Source organism: Rhodobacter sp. P2_H5, assembly GCF_056403335.1.
Genome location: NZ_JBFUFS010000017.1, coordinates 26,191 through 43,578, shown reverse-complemented (window position 1 = coordinate 43,578; position 17,388 = coordinate 26,191). Strand labels below are relative to the sequence as shown.

Genomic DNA, 17,388 nt, shown 5'->3' with positions numbered 1-17,388 from the left:
CTTACCCTTCCGGCCAAGTCCAGAGGACCAAAGCCATGAAAGACACCGTCACACCCGCTTCCCCCGCCGGCCCCACCGAATCCATCGCGGTGGAGGGCATGACCTGTGCTTCCTGTGTGCTGCGGGTGGAAAAGGCGATTGCCAAGGTCGAGGGGGTCGCCTCGGCCTCGGTCAACCTGGCCACCGAAAAGGCCGAGGTGCGCTATGCCGGCCCCGCCCGGCACGAGGCCGTGGTCGCGGCGATCCGCAAGGCGGGCTATGATGTGGCGCCCGAGACTTTCGACCTCGGGATCGAGGGCATGACCTGCGCCTCTTGCGTGGCGCGAGTCGAAAAGGCGTTGAAAGGGGTGCCGGGGGTCGAGGCGGCCTCGGTCAACCTTGCGACCGAACGGGCGACGATCACCGTTTCGGGCAAGACCCCGGACCTGAGTGCGGCCATCGCGGCCGCCGTCCGCAAGGCCGGCTACGAGCCTTTGGACGTGCAGGAGTCCGGCGCCACGGCCGCCGCCGCGCGGGAGGCCGAACAGGACCGCCTGCGCCGCGATTTCCGCATCGCCCTGGCGCTGACCCTGCCGATCTTCGTGGCGGAAATGGGCGGCCATCTGATCCCCGCGCTGCACATGTGGCTGATGATGAACGTGGGGGACGGGACCGTGCATGTCCTGTCCTTCCTCCTCGCCTCGGCGGTGCAGTTTGGCCCCGGCCTGCGCTTCTACCGCAAGGGTCTGCCGGCGCTGTGGCATCTGTCGCCTGACATGAATTCGCTGGTGGTGGTGGGTTCAACCGCCGCCTGGGCCTATTCGGTCGTCGCCACCTTTGCGCCCGGCCTCCTGCCGCAGGGCGCGGTGAACGTCTATTTCGAATCCTCCTCGGTCATCGTGACCCTGATCCTGATGGGCCGCTATCTTGAGGCGCGGGCCAAGGGCCGCACGTCGCAGGCGATCAGCCGGCTGGTGGGCCTGCAGGCCAAATCCGCCCATGTGCTGCGCGGCGGTGAGGTGGTCGAGGTGGCGCTGGAGGCCGTGCGGCCCGGCGACATGATCCGCATCCGCCCCGGCGACCGCATCCCGGTGGATGGCGCGGTGGTCGAGGGCAGCTCCTACGTCGACGAGGCGATGATCTCGGGCGAGCCGGTGCCGGTCTTGAAGGCGGCGGGCGCGGCGGTGACCGGGGGCACGATCAACCAGAGCGGGGCCTTCACCTACCGCGCCGAGAAGGTCGGCGCCGACATGATGCTGTCGCGGATCATCCGCATGGTCGAGGCGGCGCAGGGTGCCAAGCTGCCGATCCAGGGGCTGGTGGACCGGGTGACCGCCTGGTTCGTCCCCGCCGTGATGGCGGCGGCGGCGCTGACCTTTGCGGTCTGGATGATCTGGGGGCCGCAGCCCGCGCTGTCCTTGGCCTTGGTCAATGCGGTGGCGGTGCTGATCATCGCCTGCCCCTGTGCGATGGGGCTGGCCACGCCGACCTCGATCATGGTGGGGACCGGCCGGGCGGCGGAACTGGGCGTTCTCTTCCGTAACGGCGAGGCCTTGCAGAGCCTGACCTCGATCACCGTGGTGGCGCTGGACAAGACCGGCACCCTGACCGAGGGGCGCCCGGTGCTGACCGACCTGATCCTGACCGAGGGCGAGACCCGCGCCGAAGTTCTGGCGCTGATCGCCGCAGCCGAGGCCGGCTCCGAACACCCGGTCGCCGCGGCCATCGTGGCTGCCGCCAAGGCCGAGGGGTTGACGCTCGTCCCCGCAAGCGAGTTCACCGCCATCCCCGGCCTTGGCATCCGCGCCGTGGTGGCGGGCCGCAGGGTCGAGATCGGGGCCGACCGCTTCATGGCGCAGATCGGGGCCGAGGTCTCGTCCCTCGCGCCCAAGGCGGCAAGCCTTGCCGCCAAGGCCCGCAGCCCGCTTTATGCCGCCATCGACGGCAGGCTGGTGGCGCTGATCGCCGTGGCCGACCCGATCAAACCGACGACCCCCGCCGCGATTGCCGCCCTCCACCACCTCGGCCTCAAGGTCGCGATGATCACCGGCGACAACCGCCGCACGGCCGAGGCCATCGCGGCCGAGCTTGGCATCGACGAGGTGGTGGCCGAGGTCCTGCCCGAGGGCAAGGTTGCCGCGCTGAAAGCCCTGCGCAAGGACGGCCGCAAGGTGGCCTTTGTCGGCGACGGCATCAACGACGCCCCGGCGCTGGCCGAGGCCGATGTCGGCCTCGCCGTCGGCACCGGCACCGATGTGGCGATTGAAACCGCGGATGTGGTGCTGATGGGCGGCGATCTGACTGGCGTGGCCAAGGCCTTCGGCATCAGCCGCGCCACGATGCGCAACATCGCGCAGAACCTGTTCTGGGCCTTTGCCTACAACGTCGCGCTGATCCCGGTGGCGGCGGGCGTGCTCTGGCCCTTCACCGGCACGCTCTTGTCGCCGATGCTGGCGGCGGGGGCCATGGCCATGTCCTCGGTCTTCGTGCTGACCAACGCACTGAGGCTGCGGCGCTTTTCCCCCGCGATGACAGGAGGTGCGGCATGAACATCGGTGAAGCCTCGGCGGCCACGGGCATCTCCGCCAAGATGATCCGCTATTACGAGGAGACCGGCCTGATCGTCGCCGCCAAGCGGACCGAGGCCGGCTACCGGGTCTATGGCGAGAACGACATCCAGACCCTGCGCTTCATCCGCCGCGCCCGCGACCTTGGCTTTTCGGTCAAGCAGATCGAGGGGCTGTTGCAGCTCTGGCGCGACCGCAGCCGGGCCAGCGCCGATGTCAAACGCATCGCCACCGACCATATCGCCGACCTGCAGGCCAAGATGCGCGCCTTGCAGGAGATGGTCTCGACGCTGGAACACCTCTCGCACAATTGCCACGGCGACGGGCGGCCCGATTGCCCGATCCTGACCTCGCTTGGCGCGCCGGAGGATGCGCCGCCGCTTGCCAAAGCGCCCGCCGCGGGCTTTGGTCTTTAGGCGCGGCGCATGCGCGCTGCGGCTACTGGATGGGACATTTTGTGGCGTACAGATTTCTGCATTCCTCCGACCTGCATCTGGGCAAGGCCTTCGGCGGCTTCCCCGAGGCGATCCGCAACCGCCTGCGCGAGGCGCGGCATGGCGCGATAGGGCGGCTGGCTGCGGCGGCGCGGGACGGGGGCAGCAATCTGGTCCTGCTGGCCGGCGATACCTTTGACGCCGAAACCCCCGGCCCGGAGACGCTGCGCCACGCCCTGCGCGCGATGGCGGAAGCCTCGGACATCACCTGGGTCATGATCCCGGGCAACCACGACAGCCTTGCCGCCTCGGAGCTTTGGCTTCGCATCGCGGCCGAGGCCCCGGCCAACCTGCGGGCCGTGACCGAGCCGCAGGCCTTCGAGGCTGCGCCCGGCCTCTGGCTTCTGCCCGCGCCCTGCACCCAGCGCCGCCCGGGCCGCGATCTGACCGAGGCGATGTCGGTCGCCACCCCCGACGGCGCTTTGCGTTTGGGTCTAGGCCATGGCGCCGTGACGGATTTCTCGGGCGAAGAGGGCGCGCCGGGGATCATCCCGCCCGATCGGGCGCGGCTTTCGGGGCTGGATTACCTCGCGCTTGGCGACTGGCACGGCTGCCTGTCGATCGGGCCGGCCACTTGGTATTCCGGCACGCCGGAGGGCGACAGTTTCAAACACGCGGGCCGCGCCTCGGCCCTGATGGTCACGCTGACCGCGCCGGGCGCCGCGCCCGAGGTGACCCGGGTGCCGACCGGCGCCTTCGGCTGGCTTTGCCCCGAGATCGACCTGCTGCCCGGCGACGATGCCGGCCTCATGCTGACCGCCGCCTTGCCCGCTGCGGCGGGGCGGCGCGATCTGATGCTGCGGATCGCGGCGCGCGGGCGTCTGGCGCTGGCCGACCTCGCCCGGCTGCAGGCCGATCTGGACGCCGCCGCCCCCGACTTCGGCTGGTTCGAGGCGGATCTGACCGCCCTTGCCGCCGAAATCCGCCCCGAGGATCTGGACCTGATCGACAAGGGCGGCGCCCTGCGGCAGGCAGCCGAGGCGCTGCGCGCCGAAAGCGACGACCCCGCCCTGACCACCGCGGCGCGCGCCGTGGCCGCCACGGCGCTGGCCCGGCTTTTCGCGCTCGCGCAAGAGGTGCAGGCATGAAGATCCGCGCCATCACCCTGTCCAACGTGCGCCGCTTTGCCGGGCAACGTGCCCGCATCGACCAGATCGGCGACGGCGTGACCGTCCTGTCCGAGCCGAACGAATTTGGCAAATCCACCTTCTTTGACGCGCTCCACGCCCTGTTCTTCGAACGCCACCGCAGCACGAAATCTGCCGTCAAGGCGCTGCAACCCCATGCCGGCGGTGGACCCGAGGTCGAGGTCGAGGTTGACCTGCCCGAGGGCCGCTTTCGCCTTCGCAAGCGCTGGCTGTCGCGCCCTGCGGCGCAGGTCTTTGATGCGACAGGTAAATTGATCGCGCAGGAGGACGAGGCCGAGGCCTGGATCGACCGCTTGCTGGGCCAGGGGCTTGCCGGGCCCACCGGGCTTTTGTGGGTGCGGCAGGGGGTTCTGGGGCTGGAACCCGAGGGCACCAGCACGCTGGACAAGCAGGAGCGCGAAAAGGGGCTGACGGCGCGGCGCGATCTTCTGTCCTCGGTCGCGGGCGAGATCGAGCTGATGACCGGCGGGCGGCGGATGGATGCCGTTCTGGCGCGCGTCGGGCAGGAACTGGCGAAGCTCGCGACGAGCGGGCTGAAGCCCAAGGCCGAAGGCGAATGGAAACGCGCGGTGGACGAGGCGCAAAGGCTGACCCTGCTGCGCGATGACCTCGCCGCCAAGGCGCGGCATCTGTCCGCCGAACTGGCGCGCCGCGCCACGGCCACGCGTGAATTGCAGCGGTTGAGCGATCCCGAGGCCGAGGCCGTCCGCCAAAACGCCCTGACCGCGGCCCGCCGTGCCCTGGAGGCGGCCGAGGCCCATGCCGGCAGGATCACCGCGGCCCGGCAGGGGCTGGCCGTGGCCGGGCTGGAACTGAAAAGCCTGCAGGATGACATCGCCCGCCTGACGGGCCTGTCCTCTCGCGTCCGGACCGCCCTCGCCACCCGCACCGAAGCCGCCCGCCGCGCGGGTGAGGCCGAGGCCACCGCCCAGGCCCGCCGCGCCGAGGATGCCGCCGCCACCAAGGCCCTGACCGAGGCGGAGGCGGCGGCCCGGGGCCTGCGCCAGCGTCTGGGCGCCGCGCAGAAGGCCCGCGCCGCTGCGGCCGCTCGCCTGCGCGCGGCGGATCTGGCGGAAAGGATCGCGAAGGCCGAAACCCAGCGCACGACGCTCGACCGCGCCAAGGCCGCCCGCGCGCTGATCCTGGCCAACGCCCGCGCTGTGGCCGAGGCCGAGGCCGACCAGATCAAACGCGACCAGCTGGCCTCAAGGATCGCGGCGCAATCGGCTTCGGTCACTCTGGTTTACAGCGGCGCCTTGCGCGTCACGCGCGACGGCGCGGAGGTGGGCGAAGGCCCCCATCTTGTCACCGCCGAAACGCGTTTCGATCTGCCCGGCATCGGCAGCTTGCGCCTGAACCCCGGCGAGACCTCGGGCCGACCGGAAGTGGATCTGGCGGCGCTGGATGCGGCGCTGGCGCAAAAGCTCACCGTTTGCGATGCCGTGGATCTGGCTGAAGCCCGCGGCAAGCTGGCCGAGGCGCAGCGTCTGGACGAGGTGATCCGCACCGCGCAGGCGGTGCTGACCAGCCTGGCGCCGCAGGGCACCGATGCGCTGCACCAGGCGCTGGCGCTGGCCACGGCGGAAGCCGGCGTTGCCCCGGAGGCCCCGACTGAAACGCTGGATGAGGCGGGCCTGAGCGACCTTCTCTCCCGCGACGAGGCGGCGGCAGGCGAGGCGCGCGTCATGGCAGAGGCGGCCCACAAGCTTGCGGTGGCGTCGGGCCAGCGGCTGGCGGCGGATCAGGCGGATCTCGCCTCGTCGGACCGCGCGCTGACCGACGCGCGGAACGAGGCCGGCGATGCGGCGGCACTGGCCGCCAGCCTTGCCACCACGACCGCGGCCCTTGCCCCCGCCGAGGCACGGCAGGCCGAAGCTTCCGCAGCCGTTGCAGCCCTCGTCGCCGCAGCGCCCGATCTGGAGACGGCCAAGGCCGGCCTCGCCCGTGCCGCCTCGGCCGAGGCGCAGGCCCGCGCCGGGCGCGAGACCCTGCAACGCGAACTGGCCGCCCTCAACGGCTCGATCGGGGCGCTGGCGGATCTGGGGATCGAGGAGGCGCTGGACGAGGCGACCGGCAAGCTTGCCGCCGCCGAAGCCCGCGCCGCGCGCTATGCGGCGGAGGTTCAGGCGCTGGACCGCCTGCGCCAGGCGCTGGAAGGCGCGCGGCGGGCGGCGCGCGACGCCTATTTCGGCCCCGTCCTGCGCGAGCTGGAGCCGCTGCTGGCGATCCTTCACCCCGGCGCGCAGCTCAGGATCGACGACCAGAGCCTGCTCCCGGCCGCGCTGATGCGCAACGGGCAGGAGGAGGGGCTGGACATCCTCTCGGGGGGCACGCGCGAACAGGTGGCGATCCTGACAAGGCTGGCCTTTGCCCGCCTGTTCGCCCAGGGCGGGCGTCCGGTGCCGGTCATCCTGGACGATGCTTTGGTCCACAGCGACGATGACCGGATCGAGGCGATGTTCACCGCCCTGCACCGGGTGGCGCGCGACCAACAGATACTGGTCCTGACCTGTCGCCAGCGCGCCTTTGAATCCTTGGGCGGCGCGCGGGCGCGGGTGGCCTTCGAAAGCCTTTAGGCGCGGGCTTTCAGGGCCGCCACTTCGGCCTCAAGTTCCGCGATGCGGTCCTCCTTGGCCTGCAAGGCTGCGGCCACATCGGCCGCCTCGAAGCGTTGCGGGATGTGCTGCGGGCAATTGGCGTCCCAGGTCGTCACCTCGAACAGGATCACCTGTTCGGGCCGGGCACGGTAGCCTTCCGGCATCAGCTGCGCCTGAAGGGCGTCATCGCCTTCGACCACGCGGGCGCGGCCCCAGATCTTGATCCGGCGGCGGTGAGCATAGTCGATCAGGAAGAGATAGGCCTGGTCATTCTCGGCCAGATTGCCCTGGGTGATGTACTGCCGGTTGCCGGCATAATCGACGAAGGCGATGGTGCGGTCATCCAGCACGCGCAAGAACCCCTCCGGGCCGCCGCGGTGCTGGATATAGGGCTGACCCGAGGCCGAGGCGGTGGCCAGAAACACGCTGGTCTGCGCCTCGACAAAGGCTTTGAGGTCGGGGGTGATGTGGTCCGCCCAGCCGCCCGCCGCCTCTTGCCGGGCATAGGCCGCGCGCGAACCCTTGCGGCTTTGGATCGCCTTGACCGCAGGGGAAAAGGCCGTGTCGGAGGGGGCAGGTTTGAGCGTGTCCATGATTACAATCCCAGTTCGGAAAGGCCCGGGTGGTCGCCCGGCCTTGGGCCCAAGGGCCAGTGAAATTTGCGGTCGCTTTCGGCAATCGCCAGATCGTTGATCGAGGCATGGCGCTGCGACATCAGACCTTCGCCGTCGAACTGCCAGTTCTCGTTGCCATAGCTGCGGAACCACTGGCCCGCGGCGTCGTGCCATTCATAGGCAAAGCGCACGGCGATCCGGGCGCCGTCAAAGGCCCAGACCTCCTTGATCAGGCGGTACTCCTTCTCGCGCACCCATTTGCGGGTCAGGAAGGCGGCAATCTCGGCCCGCCCGGTCAGGAATTCGGCCCGGTTGCGCCATTGGCTGTCGGGCGTATAGGCCAGCGACACGCGGGCCGGATCGCGGGAGTTCCAGGCATCCTCGGCCATGCGGGCCTTCTGGGCGGCGGTCTCGATCGAAAAGGGCGGCAGGGGCGGACGTGACATGTTGGCTCCGTGGTGTTGAGAGATGGCGCTGCCCGGGGTGGGCAGCGCCGGGAGGGGTGGCGATCAGGCGGCGAGCGCCGAGGCGACCGGGAAGTCGATGACGGTCTGCGCCACTTCGTTGACGTAGTTGGTCAGCGTGTTCAGCGCGACATGCAGGACGATCTCGACCACTTGCGCATCGGTGTAGCCGGCGGCCTTGACGGCTGCGACATCGGCATCGCTGACATGGCCGCGCGCCTTGGTCACGGCGACGGCAAAGCTCACGGCCGCATCGGCCACGGCGTCGGTCGAGTGGCCCCGGCGGTTGGCCAGGATTTCCGCGTCATCCAGCTTGGCCATGTTCTTGCCGATGTAGCTGTGCGCCGACAGGCAGTAGTTGCAGCCGTTGATCTCCCCCACGGCCAGGGCGATGCGCTCACGGGTGGCGGCGGCGAGGCTGCCCTTGCCCAGAGCGCCCGAGAGGGCAAGATAGCCTTCGAGGGCGGCCGGGCTGTTGGCCACGACGCGGAACAGGTTCGGCACGATGCCGAGTTGCTTGTTCACGGCCTCCAGTGCGGGTTGCGAGGCGGCGGGGGCTTCGGCGATCGAGGCGGGGGTGGCGATGCGGGTCATGTCGTTCTCCATCTGCTGTCAGGCCACTGTGGCGCTGTGTCACCGAGATAGGCCCTTTCATTTTATATGGATATTGGGCAATATCGGTGCTTGGCTTTCCATATTTCGGAAGTCTGGCGCGAAAGGGGCGGGGATGGACCGGTTTGACGCGATGGCGGTTTTGCTGAAGGTGGTCGAGGAAGGCTCGTTTTCGGCAGCCGGGCGCAGCTTGGGCGTGCCGCTGACCACGGTCAGCCGCAAGGTGGCGGATCTGGAGCGCCATCTGGGCGCGCGGCTGGTGGTGCGCTCCAACCGCAGCGCCAGTCTGACCGAGGCGGGGCAATCCTATGTCGCGGCCTGTCGGCGCATTCTGGATGCGGTGGCCGAGGCCGAGCTTGCGGCCTCCGGCGCCTTCAGCGTGGCGCGGGGCGAACTGACGGTGACGGCGCCGGTGGTCTTTGGACGGCTGCATGTGCTGCCCGTGGTGACGGAGTTTCTGGCCGCCTATCCCGAGGTTGACCTGCGGTTGATGCTGGCCGACCGGTTTTTGCACCTGCATGACGATCATGTCGATCTCGCGGTCCGCATCGGGACGCTGCCCGACAGCAGCCTGATGGCGGCGCGGGTCGGGGCGGTGCGGCTGGTGACCTGCGCGAGCCCGGCCTACCTTGCGGCGATGGGGCGGCCCGTGCTGCCGCAGGATCTGTCCGCGCACCGCTGCATCACCTTCGGCAGCTTCGGCAAGTTTGACCGCTGGAGCTTTTCCGCACCGGGGGCGGACAGCACGGTGCAGGTCCGCTCGCGGCTGGTGGTCAACACCGCCGAGGCCGCGATAGATGCGGCGGCGGCGGGGCTCGGGGTGACGCGGGTCCTGTCCTATCAGATCGCCGCCGCGCATCAGGCCGGGTTGCTGGAGGTGCTGCTGCAGGACTTCGAGCCCGAGGCCCTGCCGGTCAACCTGGTCTTCGACGCGCAGGGCGCCCTGCCGCAAAAGCTGCGCGCCTTTGTCGATTTCGCCGGGCCAAGGCTGCGCGCCCGGCTGGCCGCCGCATCCGCCGGGTTGGCCTGACGGGGCCGGCCTGCCGGGTTTGGCCTAGCAGGGCTGGCTCAGCTGGGCAGATACTCCCGGCTCCAGCTTTCGCTGATCGTGCCCTGGGCCAGCATCCGGTCGATCTCCGCCGCCGCGTAGCCCAGCCCCTGCAGGACCGTCCGGGTCGAGGCGCCGTATTTCTCCGCCGAGGGCAGGGCGAAGACGCGGCCCCGTGTTGGACGCACGGCGCAGGGGTCGGCCAGGGTGACGCCGCGACCGCTCGGATGGTCAGCAAAGCGCGAGAAGGCGTAGCTGTCGGCGCCAAGCCCCGGCAAGCCATCGGCAGGGCGCGTCGTGGCGGACCGGATGGCGCCAAGGCTGCCACAGGGCGCCGCGCCGACATCGACGCCTTGCAACGCGGCCAGCCATGCGGCGGCGGGGGCGGTGGCGAAGGTTCGGGTCAGGAGGGCCAGCCTGCCGGCCTCATCCAGCGCGGGCAGGGTGGCGAGACCCGGCAATCCCGCCAGCCGCGGCAGATCGGCGGTGGTTGTGGCCAGCATGATCCAGGCGTCGGCGGTCTTGTAGAGATGGGTGAGCGCATCGCTTCCCATCGCCTCGGGGCCGGAGGCCTCGTCAAACGGCCTGCGCCCGATATAGTCGTGACAGAAGGGGATCTGCGCCAGGCCGCTGAGCGCCGAAAGCGAGGTGCGCGGGCGTCCCACCTTGCCGGTGCGCGCCTTCTGGAACAGCGCCGCGCCGATCCCAAGCGCCGCGCCAAAGCCGCACATCACGTCGATCGTGCCGACATGGGCATGTTCCTCGGGCGTCTGCATCGACCCGCCGAAACGCAGCATGATGCCGGTGGCGGCCTGCACGAGATCGTCATAGCCAAGATAATCGGTGCGCGGCCCGGTCCGCACCCCGCCAAAGCAATCGAGCTGGCAGAAGATCGCATCCGGGTTCAGCGCGGCCAGCGCCTCGGCATCCAGCCCCATCGCGGTGACCTGCCGGTCGGTCGCATTCCAGACCACCACATCGACCGATTTCACCAAGGCCTCGAACAGCGCCCGCCCGTCGCCCGGCGTGATATCGGCCAGGATCGACCGTTTGCCCCGCATATGGGTCATGCCGAAGATCACCGTGTTCCAGCAGTCAAACAGCGGCGTGGCGGGGTCAAGCTTGATGACCTCTGCCCCAAAGCGGGCGAGGTAGGCAGCCGAATGCGGCCCGGCGATGACGTTGCAGAGGTCGAGGACGCGCAGGCCTTCCAGCCAGCCCTTGCCGGGTTGGGCGTCGGCAGGGACGCGCGGGGTGTGGATGGCGCGCAAGGCCGTCAGAGCCTCGGCCCCGGTCACCTCGCAGCGTGGGGCGGGGGTCAGCATGGCAGCACCGGTTTCCGCCAGCCAGGCCATCGGGCCGGGCTGGATCATCGGGCCGTAAACCGGATCTTCGACCTCGATCATCAGGCCGGTGACGGCGGCATGGTCGTCGCTGATCCACTCTGACAGCCATCTTTGCGGGGCGCCGGGGAAGCGGCCTTTGCCGAAGATCCGCTCCCACTCCTTGGCGGTGCGGGTCAAGAAGACCGCCTTCATGCGGTCGCCGATCCGGTCGGCCCAGGCCTTGGGCAGGGGATAGACGCCGAGCGAGACATCCGAGGACCATTCCGCCGCCGGCAGATAGGTGTCCGGCTCTTCGCGCAGGCCTTGGGCGATCAGTTCGTCATAGATGCCAAGGGTTTGCAGGCAGCGTTTGGCGTGGTGGCGGTGGCTCGGGCAGACGACGTAGAACATCCGCCCGTCGCGGCAGAGATAGCTGCGGTAGAAGGGGTCGAGGAACTCCTGCAAGGCGTCGTAGCTGACGTTCATCGGCAGGCCCTCGGCGCGGCGGCGCTCGATCTCGCGTTCGCGCTGGGTCTGGTAGCGCAGGGGGTAATCCTCGATCAGGAGGGAGTTGTAGCTGAGGCCTTCCAGCACCGCGCTGGCCAGGGGCACCTCGATCTGGTCACCCAGACCGCTGGCCTCGCGCGCCTGCAGGGCCAGAACGGCAGCAGAGGCCGCCAGCATCGTGCCATAGGCCGAGGCGAGGGGCAGGGGCGAATAGCACGGGCTTTTGCCCATCAGCACCCGGTTCAGCCCCATGTCGGTATAGACGCCCGAAGCCGCAGCAATCACGCCCTCAAAAGCGCGCCAGTCGCGGCGGAGCGTATCCTCCGAGGCGAAACCGGGGATTGAGACGGTGATGAGGTCGGGCCTGTCCTTGCGCAATTCGGCGGGGTCGAGGCCGAGGCGGGCCATGACGCCGGGGCGGAAATTCTCGACGAGGATATCGGCGCTGGCGATCAGAGCCTTGGCCTGGGCGAGGCCCTCGGCGGTTTTCAGGTCCAGCGTCACGCAAAGCTTGTTGCGCATCAGGACGGCATTGGCCGGATTGTCCCAGCGCGGCCCGCCGGGCGGGTCGATATGGACCACGGTGGCCCCCAGATCGCCGAGGATCATCGCGACGGCGGGGCCCGCGATATACTGGCCGAAATCCACGACCGTGACGCCGGAAAGGGGGAGGGTTGAGCGGTCCATCGTAATCATCTCTGCTTTGGGGTTAGAGGCGGGCGTCTTCAAGGATCAGCCGCGCGGCCTTTTCGGCGATCATCAGGGTCGGCGCATTGGTGTTGCCGCTGGTGATGTTGGGCATGACGCCGGCATCGACCACGCGCAGCCCGGCGATGCCGCGTAGGCGCAGGCGGCTGTCGACCACGGCCATCGGGTCCTCGGCCCGGCCCATTTTCGTCGTGCCGGTCGGGTGGAAGATCGTGCTGGCAATGTCGCCGGCCAGCTTGGCCAGCTCGGCATCGGTCTGGAACTGGATGCCGGGCTTCCATTCCTCAGGCTGATAGGGGGCGAGGGCCTTCTGGGCGACGATCTGGCGGATCTGCCGGATGCTTTGGGCGGCGATCAGGCGGTCTTCTTCGGTCGCAAGGTAGTTGGGGGCGATGGCGGGGGCCTCGCTGGCATGGGGCGAGCGGATGCGGACATGGCCCCGGCTGGTGGGATTGAGGTTGCAGACGCTGGCGGTGAAGGCGGGAAAGCCGTGCAGCGGGTCGCCAAAGGCATCAAGGCTCAAGGGCTGGACATGGTATTGCAGATTGGCATGGGGCCGGCTGGGGTCCGACCTTGTGAAAGCGCCCAGCTGGCTGGGTGACATGCTCATCGGGCCGCTGCGGAACAGGGCATATTCCAGCCCGATGCGCGCCTTGCCGCTCAGGGAGTTGGCCAGAGTGTTGAGCGTCCTGGCCCCCTTCAGCTTGAAGACGGCGCGGATTTGCAGATGGTCCTGCAGGTTCTCGCCCACGCCGGGCAGATCTTGTTCCACCGCGATCCCAAGGTTTTTCAGCAAGGCTGCGGGGCCTATCCCCGACAGTTGCAGGATCTGCGGCGAGCCAATGGCGCCGGCCGACAGGATCACCTCGCGCGTCGCGGTCACACTGACCTTCTGGCCCTTGCGGCGCAAGGTCACACCGCTGCACCGCCGCGCGCCTTGCGGATCGGTCGCGAACAGCAGCTTCTCGGCCTGCGCCTCGGTCCAGATTGTCAGGTTGCGGCGGTGCTTGGCGGGGCGCAGGAAGGCTTTGGAGGTGTTCCATCGCCAGCCAGAGCGTTGATTCACATCGAAATAACCGACGCCCTCGTTGTCACCGGTGTTGAAGTCGCGGCTTGGCTTGATGCCAGTGGCCTCGGCCGCGCGGGCAAAGTCATCAAGGATATCCCAACGCAGGCGCTGCTTTTCGATGCGCCATTCGCCGCCGTGGCCATGCAGGTCGGAAAACCTTGCGTTGGCGCCGGGGGCGGGTTCCGGCTCTGCCCCGCCATCCATCCGGTAATGATCCTCATGCGCCTTGAAGTCGGGAAGGACATTGTCCCAGGTCCAGCCCTCATCGCCCGTCGCCTGTGCCCAGCCGTCATAATCGCGCGCCTGACCGCGCATGTAGATCATGCCGTTGATCGAGGAGCAGCCGCCCAGCGTCTTGCCGCGTGGATAGCGCAGGGTGCGGCCGTTCAGGCCAGCTTCAGGCTCGGTCTGATAAAGCCAGTCGGTGCGCGGATTGCCGATGCAGTAGAGATAGCCGACCGGAATGTGGATCCAGGGGTAGGTGTCGCGCGTCCCGGCCTCCAAGAGCAGAACCCGATTGGCGGGGTCGGCGCTGAGGCGGTTGGCCAGAAGGCAGCCCGCGGACCCGGCGCCGATGATGATAAAGTCGAAGGCGGGCGAGGGTGCTGATGGGGGCATGAGAGGTTCAGGCTCCTTGCGGCCGGCGGGTCCATGGATGGATCAGAGAGACAGCAATTCCGGCCCGCTGAAAAGGCCGGAAAGTTTCATTGACTCATCAATTATTTCGATGAAGAAGGGCGCAGCTCCCCTCCGTGGACGAGGCCCCGTCATGCATGATCTGCCGCCCCTGAAAGCGCTGCGCGCCTTTGATGCCTGCATCCGGCTTGGCAGTTTCACCCGGGCGGCGGCGGAGTTGAACGTGGGCCAGCCGGCGATCAGTCATCAGATTCAGGCGCTGGAGCAGGATCTGGGTCTGGCGCTTTTTGAACGCAGGGGCGCGCAGGCCATTCCGACCGATCTGGCGCTGGCCTATCACCGCAGCGTCGCCGCGGCCTTCGAGGATCTGGCCCGGGCGACCCAGCGGATCCGCCGGGCTGCGGGTCCGGCGGGGCTGACGCTGGTGACCTATCCGGGGATCGCGATGTTCTGGCTGATGCCGCGCCTGGCCCGGCTGCGCGACCTCGCCCCCGACCTGCCGGTGCGCGTGACCACAGCCGAGCGTGACCGCGACATGCAGCTGGAGGCGGTGGATTGCGCGATCCTGTTCGGCGATGGCCATTGGCCGGGGTTTGAAAGCCTGGCCTTGATCCCCGAAGCGGTGGTGCCGGTGGCTTCCCCTGCCGTGGCCGCCCGGATGCAGGGTTGGTCGCGTCGCGAGATGCTGGAGCGCGGTCCGCTGATCCACCTCGATTCCGCCGATCAGCGCTGGTTCGGCTGGGGCGACTGGCAGCGCGCCCGCGCGCCGGAGGTGCAGCGCCTTGATCCTGGGGTGCAGGTGACCAATCATGGCATCGCGCTGCACCAGACCCTGATGGGGCAGGGCATCTCTCTGGGCTGGCTCGGGGTGATTGACGACATGATCGCCAATGGCCTGCTGGTGGCGCTGGACGCCGCGCCGCTGACCTCGGCGCGCGGGTATCATCTGGTGGCAAGGCCGGCCTTTCTGGCCTCGGACATCGGGGTGCTGCTGGGCGGGATTCTGACGGCGGCACAGGGTTGAGGCGGCAAGGGCCAGTGTAGCGCGCAAGGGCCCGCCGAATGATCATGGCCAGGCCAACCCTGAGATGAGTCAATAAGGCAAAGTTCGCCTCAATTCCGCCATTCAAGCGGCGTGTTTGTCGTGCGACATGCCCTCACGAGCCAAAGGAAATCCCCGCACTCTGCTGGGCATGACCTCACTGGCGGCTGCTTCCACCCCATCCAAGAGGCGTACCATGACCGATCTTTCGGCTCTGTCTGTCTATGCGACCTGGACGCATGATGTCGCTTCTCCTCAGACCATAGCACCCGCACCGCATCATTTGCTGATGCAGGATAGCGTGACTGCGGTTCCTGTCGCTGGATCAAGCCTTGTGGCCCCGGTTCTGTCCGGCCTCGCAGCTCCTGCCGCGTCGATCGTCAGCGCCACGCCGGTTGTGGCCACACTGGCGGCCCCCAGCGCCATTCCGGCCGCGCCGGCAATGGGCGACCAGATCACCGTGGCGGCGGGCACCAGTGCGGCGGCGCTGCAAAGCCTGATCAACGGCGCTGCGGCGGGCAGCACGATCCATCTTGCCGCCGGGCATTTCAGCTTTGACCGCACCATCCTTGTCGCGCGGGATGATATCAGCGTGGTGGGGGCGGGGTCCGACAAGACCGTCATCGACGTGGCCCCCGGCCTTGGCGCCGAGGCCTTCAAGATCGGGCAGGGCAACACGTCGGGCAGTTACAAACTGGCCGCCGATGTGGCCACCGGCAGCACCGAAATCACCCTGACCGGGTCGCACAGCTTTGTGGCAGGGGATTTCGTCTACCTTTCGCGCGCCAGCACCACGGCCTTCTATGATTCCATCGGCGATACCGAGTGGCGCAACACCGATGTGGCCCTGCGCACCTCGATTGCCCAGGTCGCCTCGGTCAATGGCAACAAGATCACCCTCGCCTCGGGCGTGCATTTCGACTTCGTGCCGGGCGAAACCACGGTCAGCGAGATTTCGATGGCCGAGCGGGTCTCGGTCGGCGGCTTCACCGTCAGCTACGGGCTGAACAAGGCGGATCCGTCGAACTTTTCCAACACGATGTCGAACTATGACCGCAATGCGGTGATCGAGGTCAAGGGCACGGCGGGGCTGAATCTGTTCGATATCACCTCGCGCGATGTGCCCTCGCTGGGGGTGAATGTCGCGGCGAGCATCGGGGCCTCAGTCGATCACATGACGATGACCGGATCGCACAACAAGGGCGACAGCGGCAATGGTTATGCCATCCAGATCCGCGATGTCTACAACAGCCGCTTCACCAACCTCACCGATGAGGACATGCGCCATTCGGTGGTCTTCGCCTCCTGGACCTCGGCGGCGGGGAATTTCGTCCATGTGCTGCAGACCGACCGCGACATCAACTTTCACGGCGGGCGCGACCATGACAATGTGGTGATGGTCGATGCCTCGATCCGGGATGTGGCCTCCGACATCATCGGCATGTCGGTGTTCGTGAACACCGAAAGCTCGCATTACGGCACGGCGACCGATGCCAGCACCAATATCACCAAGTTCGGCCATGTGGTGGGGACGCGGCTTTCGGACGATGTCCACGGCTATGACAATGGCAGCTGGCTGTCGGGCATGGGCGGCAATGACACGCTGACCGGAGGCGCCGGCAATGACCTTCTGACCGGAGGCGACGGGCACAACCTGCTCTTCGGCGGCGCCGGGGTGGATATCGCCAGCTACAGCGGGGTACGGGCGAATTTCAAGATCTCCACCGATGCGGATGGCGTGCATGTCACCGACACCGTTGCCAACCACTACGGCGATATCCTGAACCAGGTCGAATGGCTGCTGTTCGACGACGGCGCCTTGCGGGTGTCGGACATGGCCTTCCTTGCGACCTCGGCCGTGGCGGGGGTGTTTGGCGGTGCGGGCACCTATGCGCAGGGCGCAACGCCAACGCCATCACCGGCGCCGGCGCTGGCCGGAACCGGTGGCGATGATGTCTTTGACGTGACGGTGGCCGGCACCATCGTGCATGGTCTTGCGGGATGGGACATCGTGAACGCCGCGGTCGATTTCACCATGTCGGAGGATGTGGAGCAGCTGATCCTGACCGGCGCCAGCGCGATCAATGGCACGGGCTCGGGCCTCGCGGACCGGATCCATGGCAACCGCGCGGCCAATATCCTGTCGGGTCTCGGCGGCGATGACATGATGCACGGCGGCAATGGCAACGACCATCTCTCAGGCGGCGAAGGGGCGGATTCGCTCTTTGCCGGGGCGGGAGATGACGTGATCGACGGCGGAGCGGGGCGCGACAAGCTGAAAGGCGGGGACGGGGCGGATGTCTTCGTCTTTGTCGCGGTCGCGGACAGCACCGCGGCGGCGCCCGATCTGGTGCGGGATTTCCACTCTGGCCAGGACCGCATCGACCTCAGCGCCATCGACGCCAACACGCTGCTTGCGGGGAACCAGGACTTTGTCCTGAAGGCCGGGCCGGGCGGCGCCGGGGTGCTTTGGCTGGCGGGAGGCATGCTTTACGGCGACGTGAACGGCGACGGGCTGGCCGATCTGGCGATCAACTTCGGCAGCCAAGGCCCCGCCGCCAGCGATCTTCTGCTGTGA

12 protein-coding genes are annotated in these 17,388 nt (G+C 68.3%); 7 read left to right on the top strand and 5 right to left on the bottom strand.

Annotated elements, in window-relative coordinates; all coding sequences use genetic code 11:
- Positions 1 to 35 precede the first annotated feature (35 nt).
- From AC1DVR_RS18745 to AC1DVR_RS18730, 4 genes are read left to right on the top strand one after another with little or no spacing between them, the layout of a single operon-like run.
- Positions 36 to 2,528 (top strand): heavy metal translocating P-type ATPase, encoded by a 2,493-nt coding sequence (locus tag AC1DVR_RS18745; RefSeq protein ID WP_478002130.1) that lies wholly within the window; start codon positions 36 to 38, stop codon positions 2,526 to 2,528.
- Positions 2,525 to 2,962, top strand: a complete 438-nt coding sequence (gene cueR / locus AC1DVR_RS18740; RefSeq protein ID WP_478002129.1) for a Cu(I)-responsive transcriptional regulator — start codon at positions 2,525 to 2,527, stop codon at positions 2,960 to 2,962. The genes AC1DVR_RS18745 and cueR overlap by 4 nt, the downstream gene beginning before the upstream one ends.
- A 41-nt stretch (positions 2,963 to 3,003) precedes the next feature.
- A complete protein-coding gene (locus AC1DVR_RS18735; RefSeq protein ID WP_478002128.1) occupies positions 3,004 to 4,128 on the top strand; it encodes a metallophosphoesterase family protein in 1,125 nt (374 codons plus the stop codon).
- Positions 4,125 to 6,764 carry an AAA family ATPase gene (locus tag AC1DVR_RS18730; RefSeq protein ID WP_478002127.1) on the top strand — a complete coding sequence of 880 codons (2,640 nt, stop codon included), beginning with the start codon at positions 4,125 to 4,127 and terminating at the stop codon, positions 6,762 to 6,764. Before AC1DVR_RS18735 ends, AC1DVR_RS18730 begins: the two co-directional genes overlap by 4 nt.
- On the opposite strand, the gene AC1DVR_RS18725 is transcribed toward AC1DVR_RS18730, so the two are convergent.
- The 3 genes from AC1DVR_RS18725 to AC1DVR_RS18715 all read right to left on the bottom strand — a co-directional run bounded on the left by AC1DVR_RS18725 (position 6,761) and on the right by AC1DVR_RS18715 (position 8,457).
- Complete coding sequence (locus AC1DVR_RS18725) at positions 6,761 to 7,378, bottom strand: pyridoxamine 5'-phosphate oxidase family protein (protein ID WP_478002126.1); 618 nt, start codon at positions 7,376 to 7,378, stop codon at positions 6,761 to 6,763. The two genes, AC1DVR_RS18730 and AC1DVR_RS18725, sit on opposite strands and share 4 nt — an antisense overlap.
- Before the next feature lie 2 nt (positions 7,379 to 7,380).
- Positions 7,381 to 7,845, bottom strand: coding sequence for a nuclear transport factor 2 family protein (locus tag AC1DVR_RS18720; RefSeq protein WP_478002125.1), 465 nt, complete (start codon positions 7,843 to 7,845; stop codon positions 7,381 to 7,383).
- A 63-nt stretch (positions 7,846 to 7,908) separates the two neighbouring features.
- Entirely contained in the window at positions 7,909 to 8,457 is a 549-nt protein-coding gene (locus tag AC1DVR_RS18715; RefSeq protein WP_478002124.1) for a carboxymuconolactone decarboxylase family protein, read from the bottom strand.
- 133 nt (positions 8,458 to 8,590) lie between these two features.
- Here AC1DVR_RS18715 and AC1DVR_RS18710 point away from each other — a divergent pair, with 133 nt between their 5' ends.
- Positions 8,591 to 9,505, top strand: coding sequence for a LysR family transcriptional regulator (locus AC1DVR_RS18710; protein WP_478002123.1), 915 nt, complete (start codon positions 8,591 to 8,593; stop codon positions 9,503 to 9,505).
- Positions 9,506 to 9,543: 38 nt separating this feature from the next.
- Here AC1DVR_RS18710 and AC1DVR_RS18705 read toward each other — a convergent pair whose 3' ends face one another.
- Together AC1DVR_RS18705 and AC1DVR_RS18700 are read right to left on the bottom strand one after the other, a co-directional pair.
- A complete protein-coding gene (locus tag AC1DVR_RS18705; RefSeq protein ID WP_478002122.1) occupies positions 9,544 to 12,042 on the bottom strand; it encodes a CoA transferase in 2,499 nt (832 codons plus the stop codon).
- Positions 12,043 to 12,064: 22 nt separating this feature from the next.
- The gene (locus AC1DVR_RS18700; RefSeq protein ID WP_478002121.1) at positions 12,065 to 13,750 is read right to left on the bottom strand and encodes a GMC family oxidoreductase; all 1,686 of its coding nucleotides are present in this window, start codon (positions 13,748 to 13,750) and stop codon (positions 12,065 to 12,067) included.
- Positions 13,751 to 13,901: 151 nt separating this feature from the next.
- Here AC1DVR_RS18700 and AC1DVR_RS18695 point away from each other — a divergent pair, with 151 nt between their 5' ends.
- Complete coding sequence (locus AC1DVR_RS18695) at positions 13,902 to 14,792, top strand: LysR substrate-binding domain-containing protein (protein WP_478002120.1); 891 nt, start codon at positions 13,902 to 13,904, stop codon at positions 14,790 to 14,792.
- A gap of 214 nt (positions 14,793 to 15,006) precedes the next feature.
- A complete protein-coding gene (locus AC1DVR_RS18690; protein ID WP_478002119.1) occupies positions 15,007 to 17,388 on the top strand; it encodes a M10 family metallopeptidase C-terminal domain-containing protein in 2,382 nt (793 codons plus the stop codon).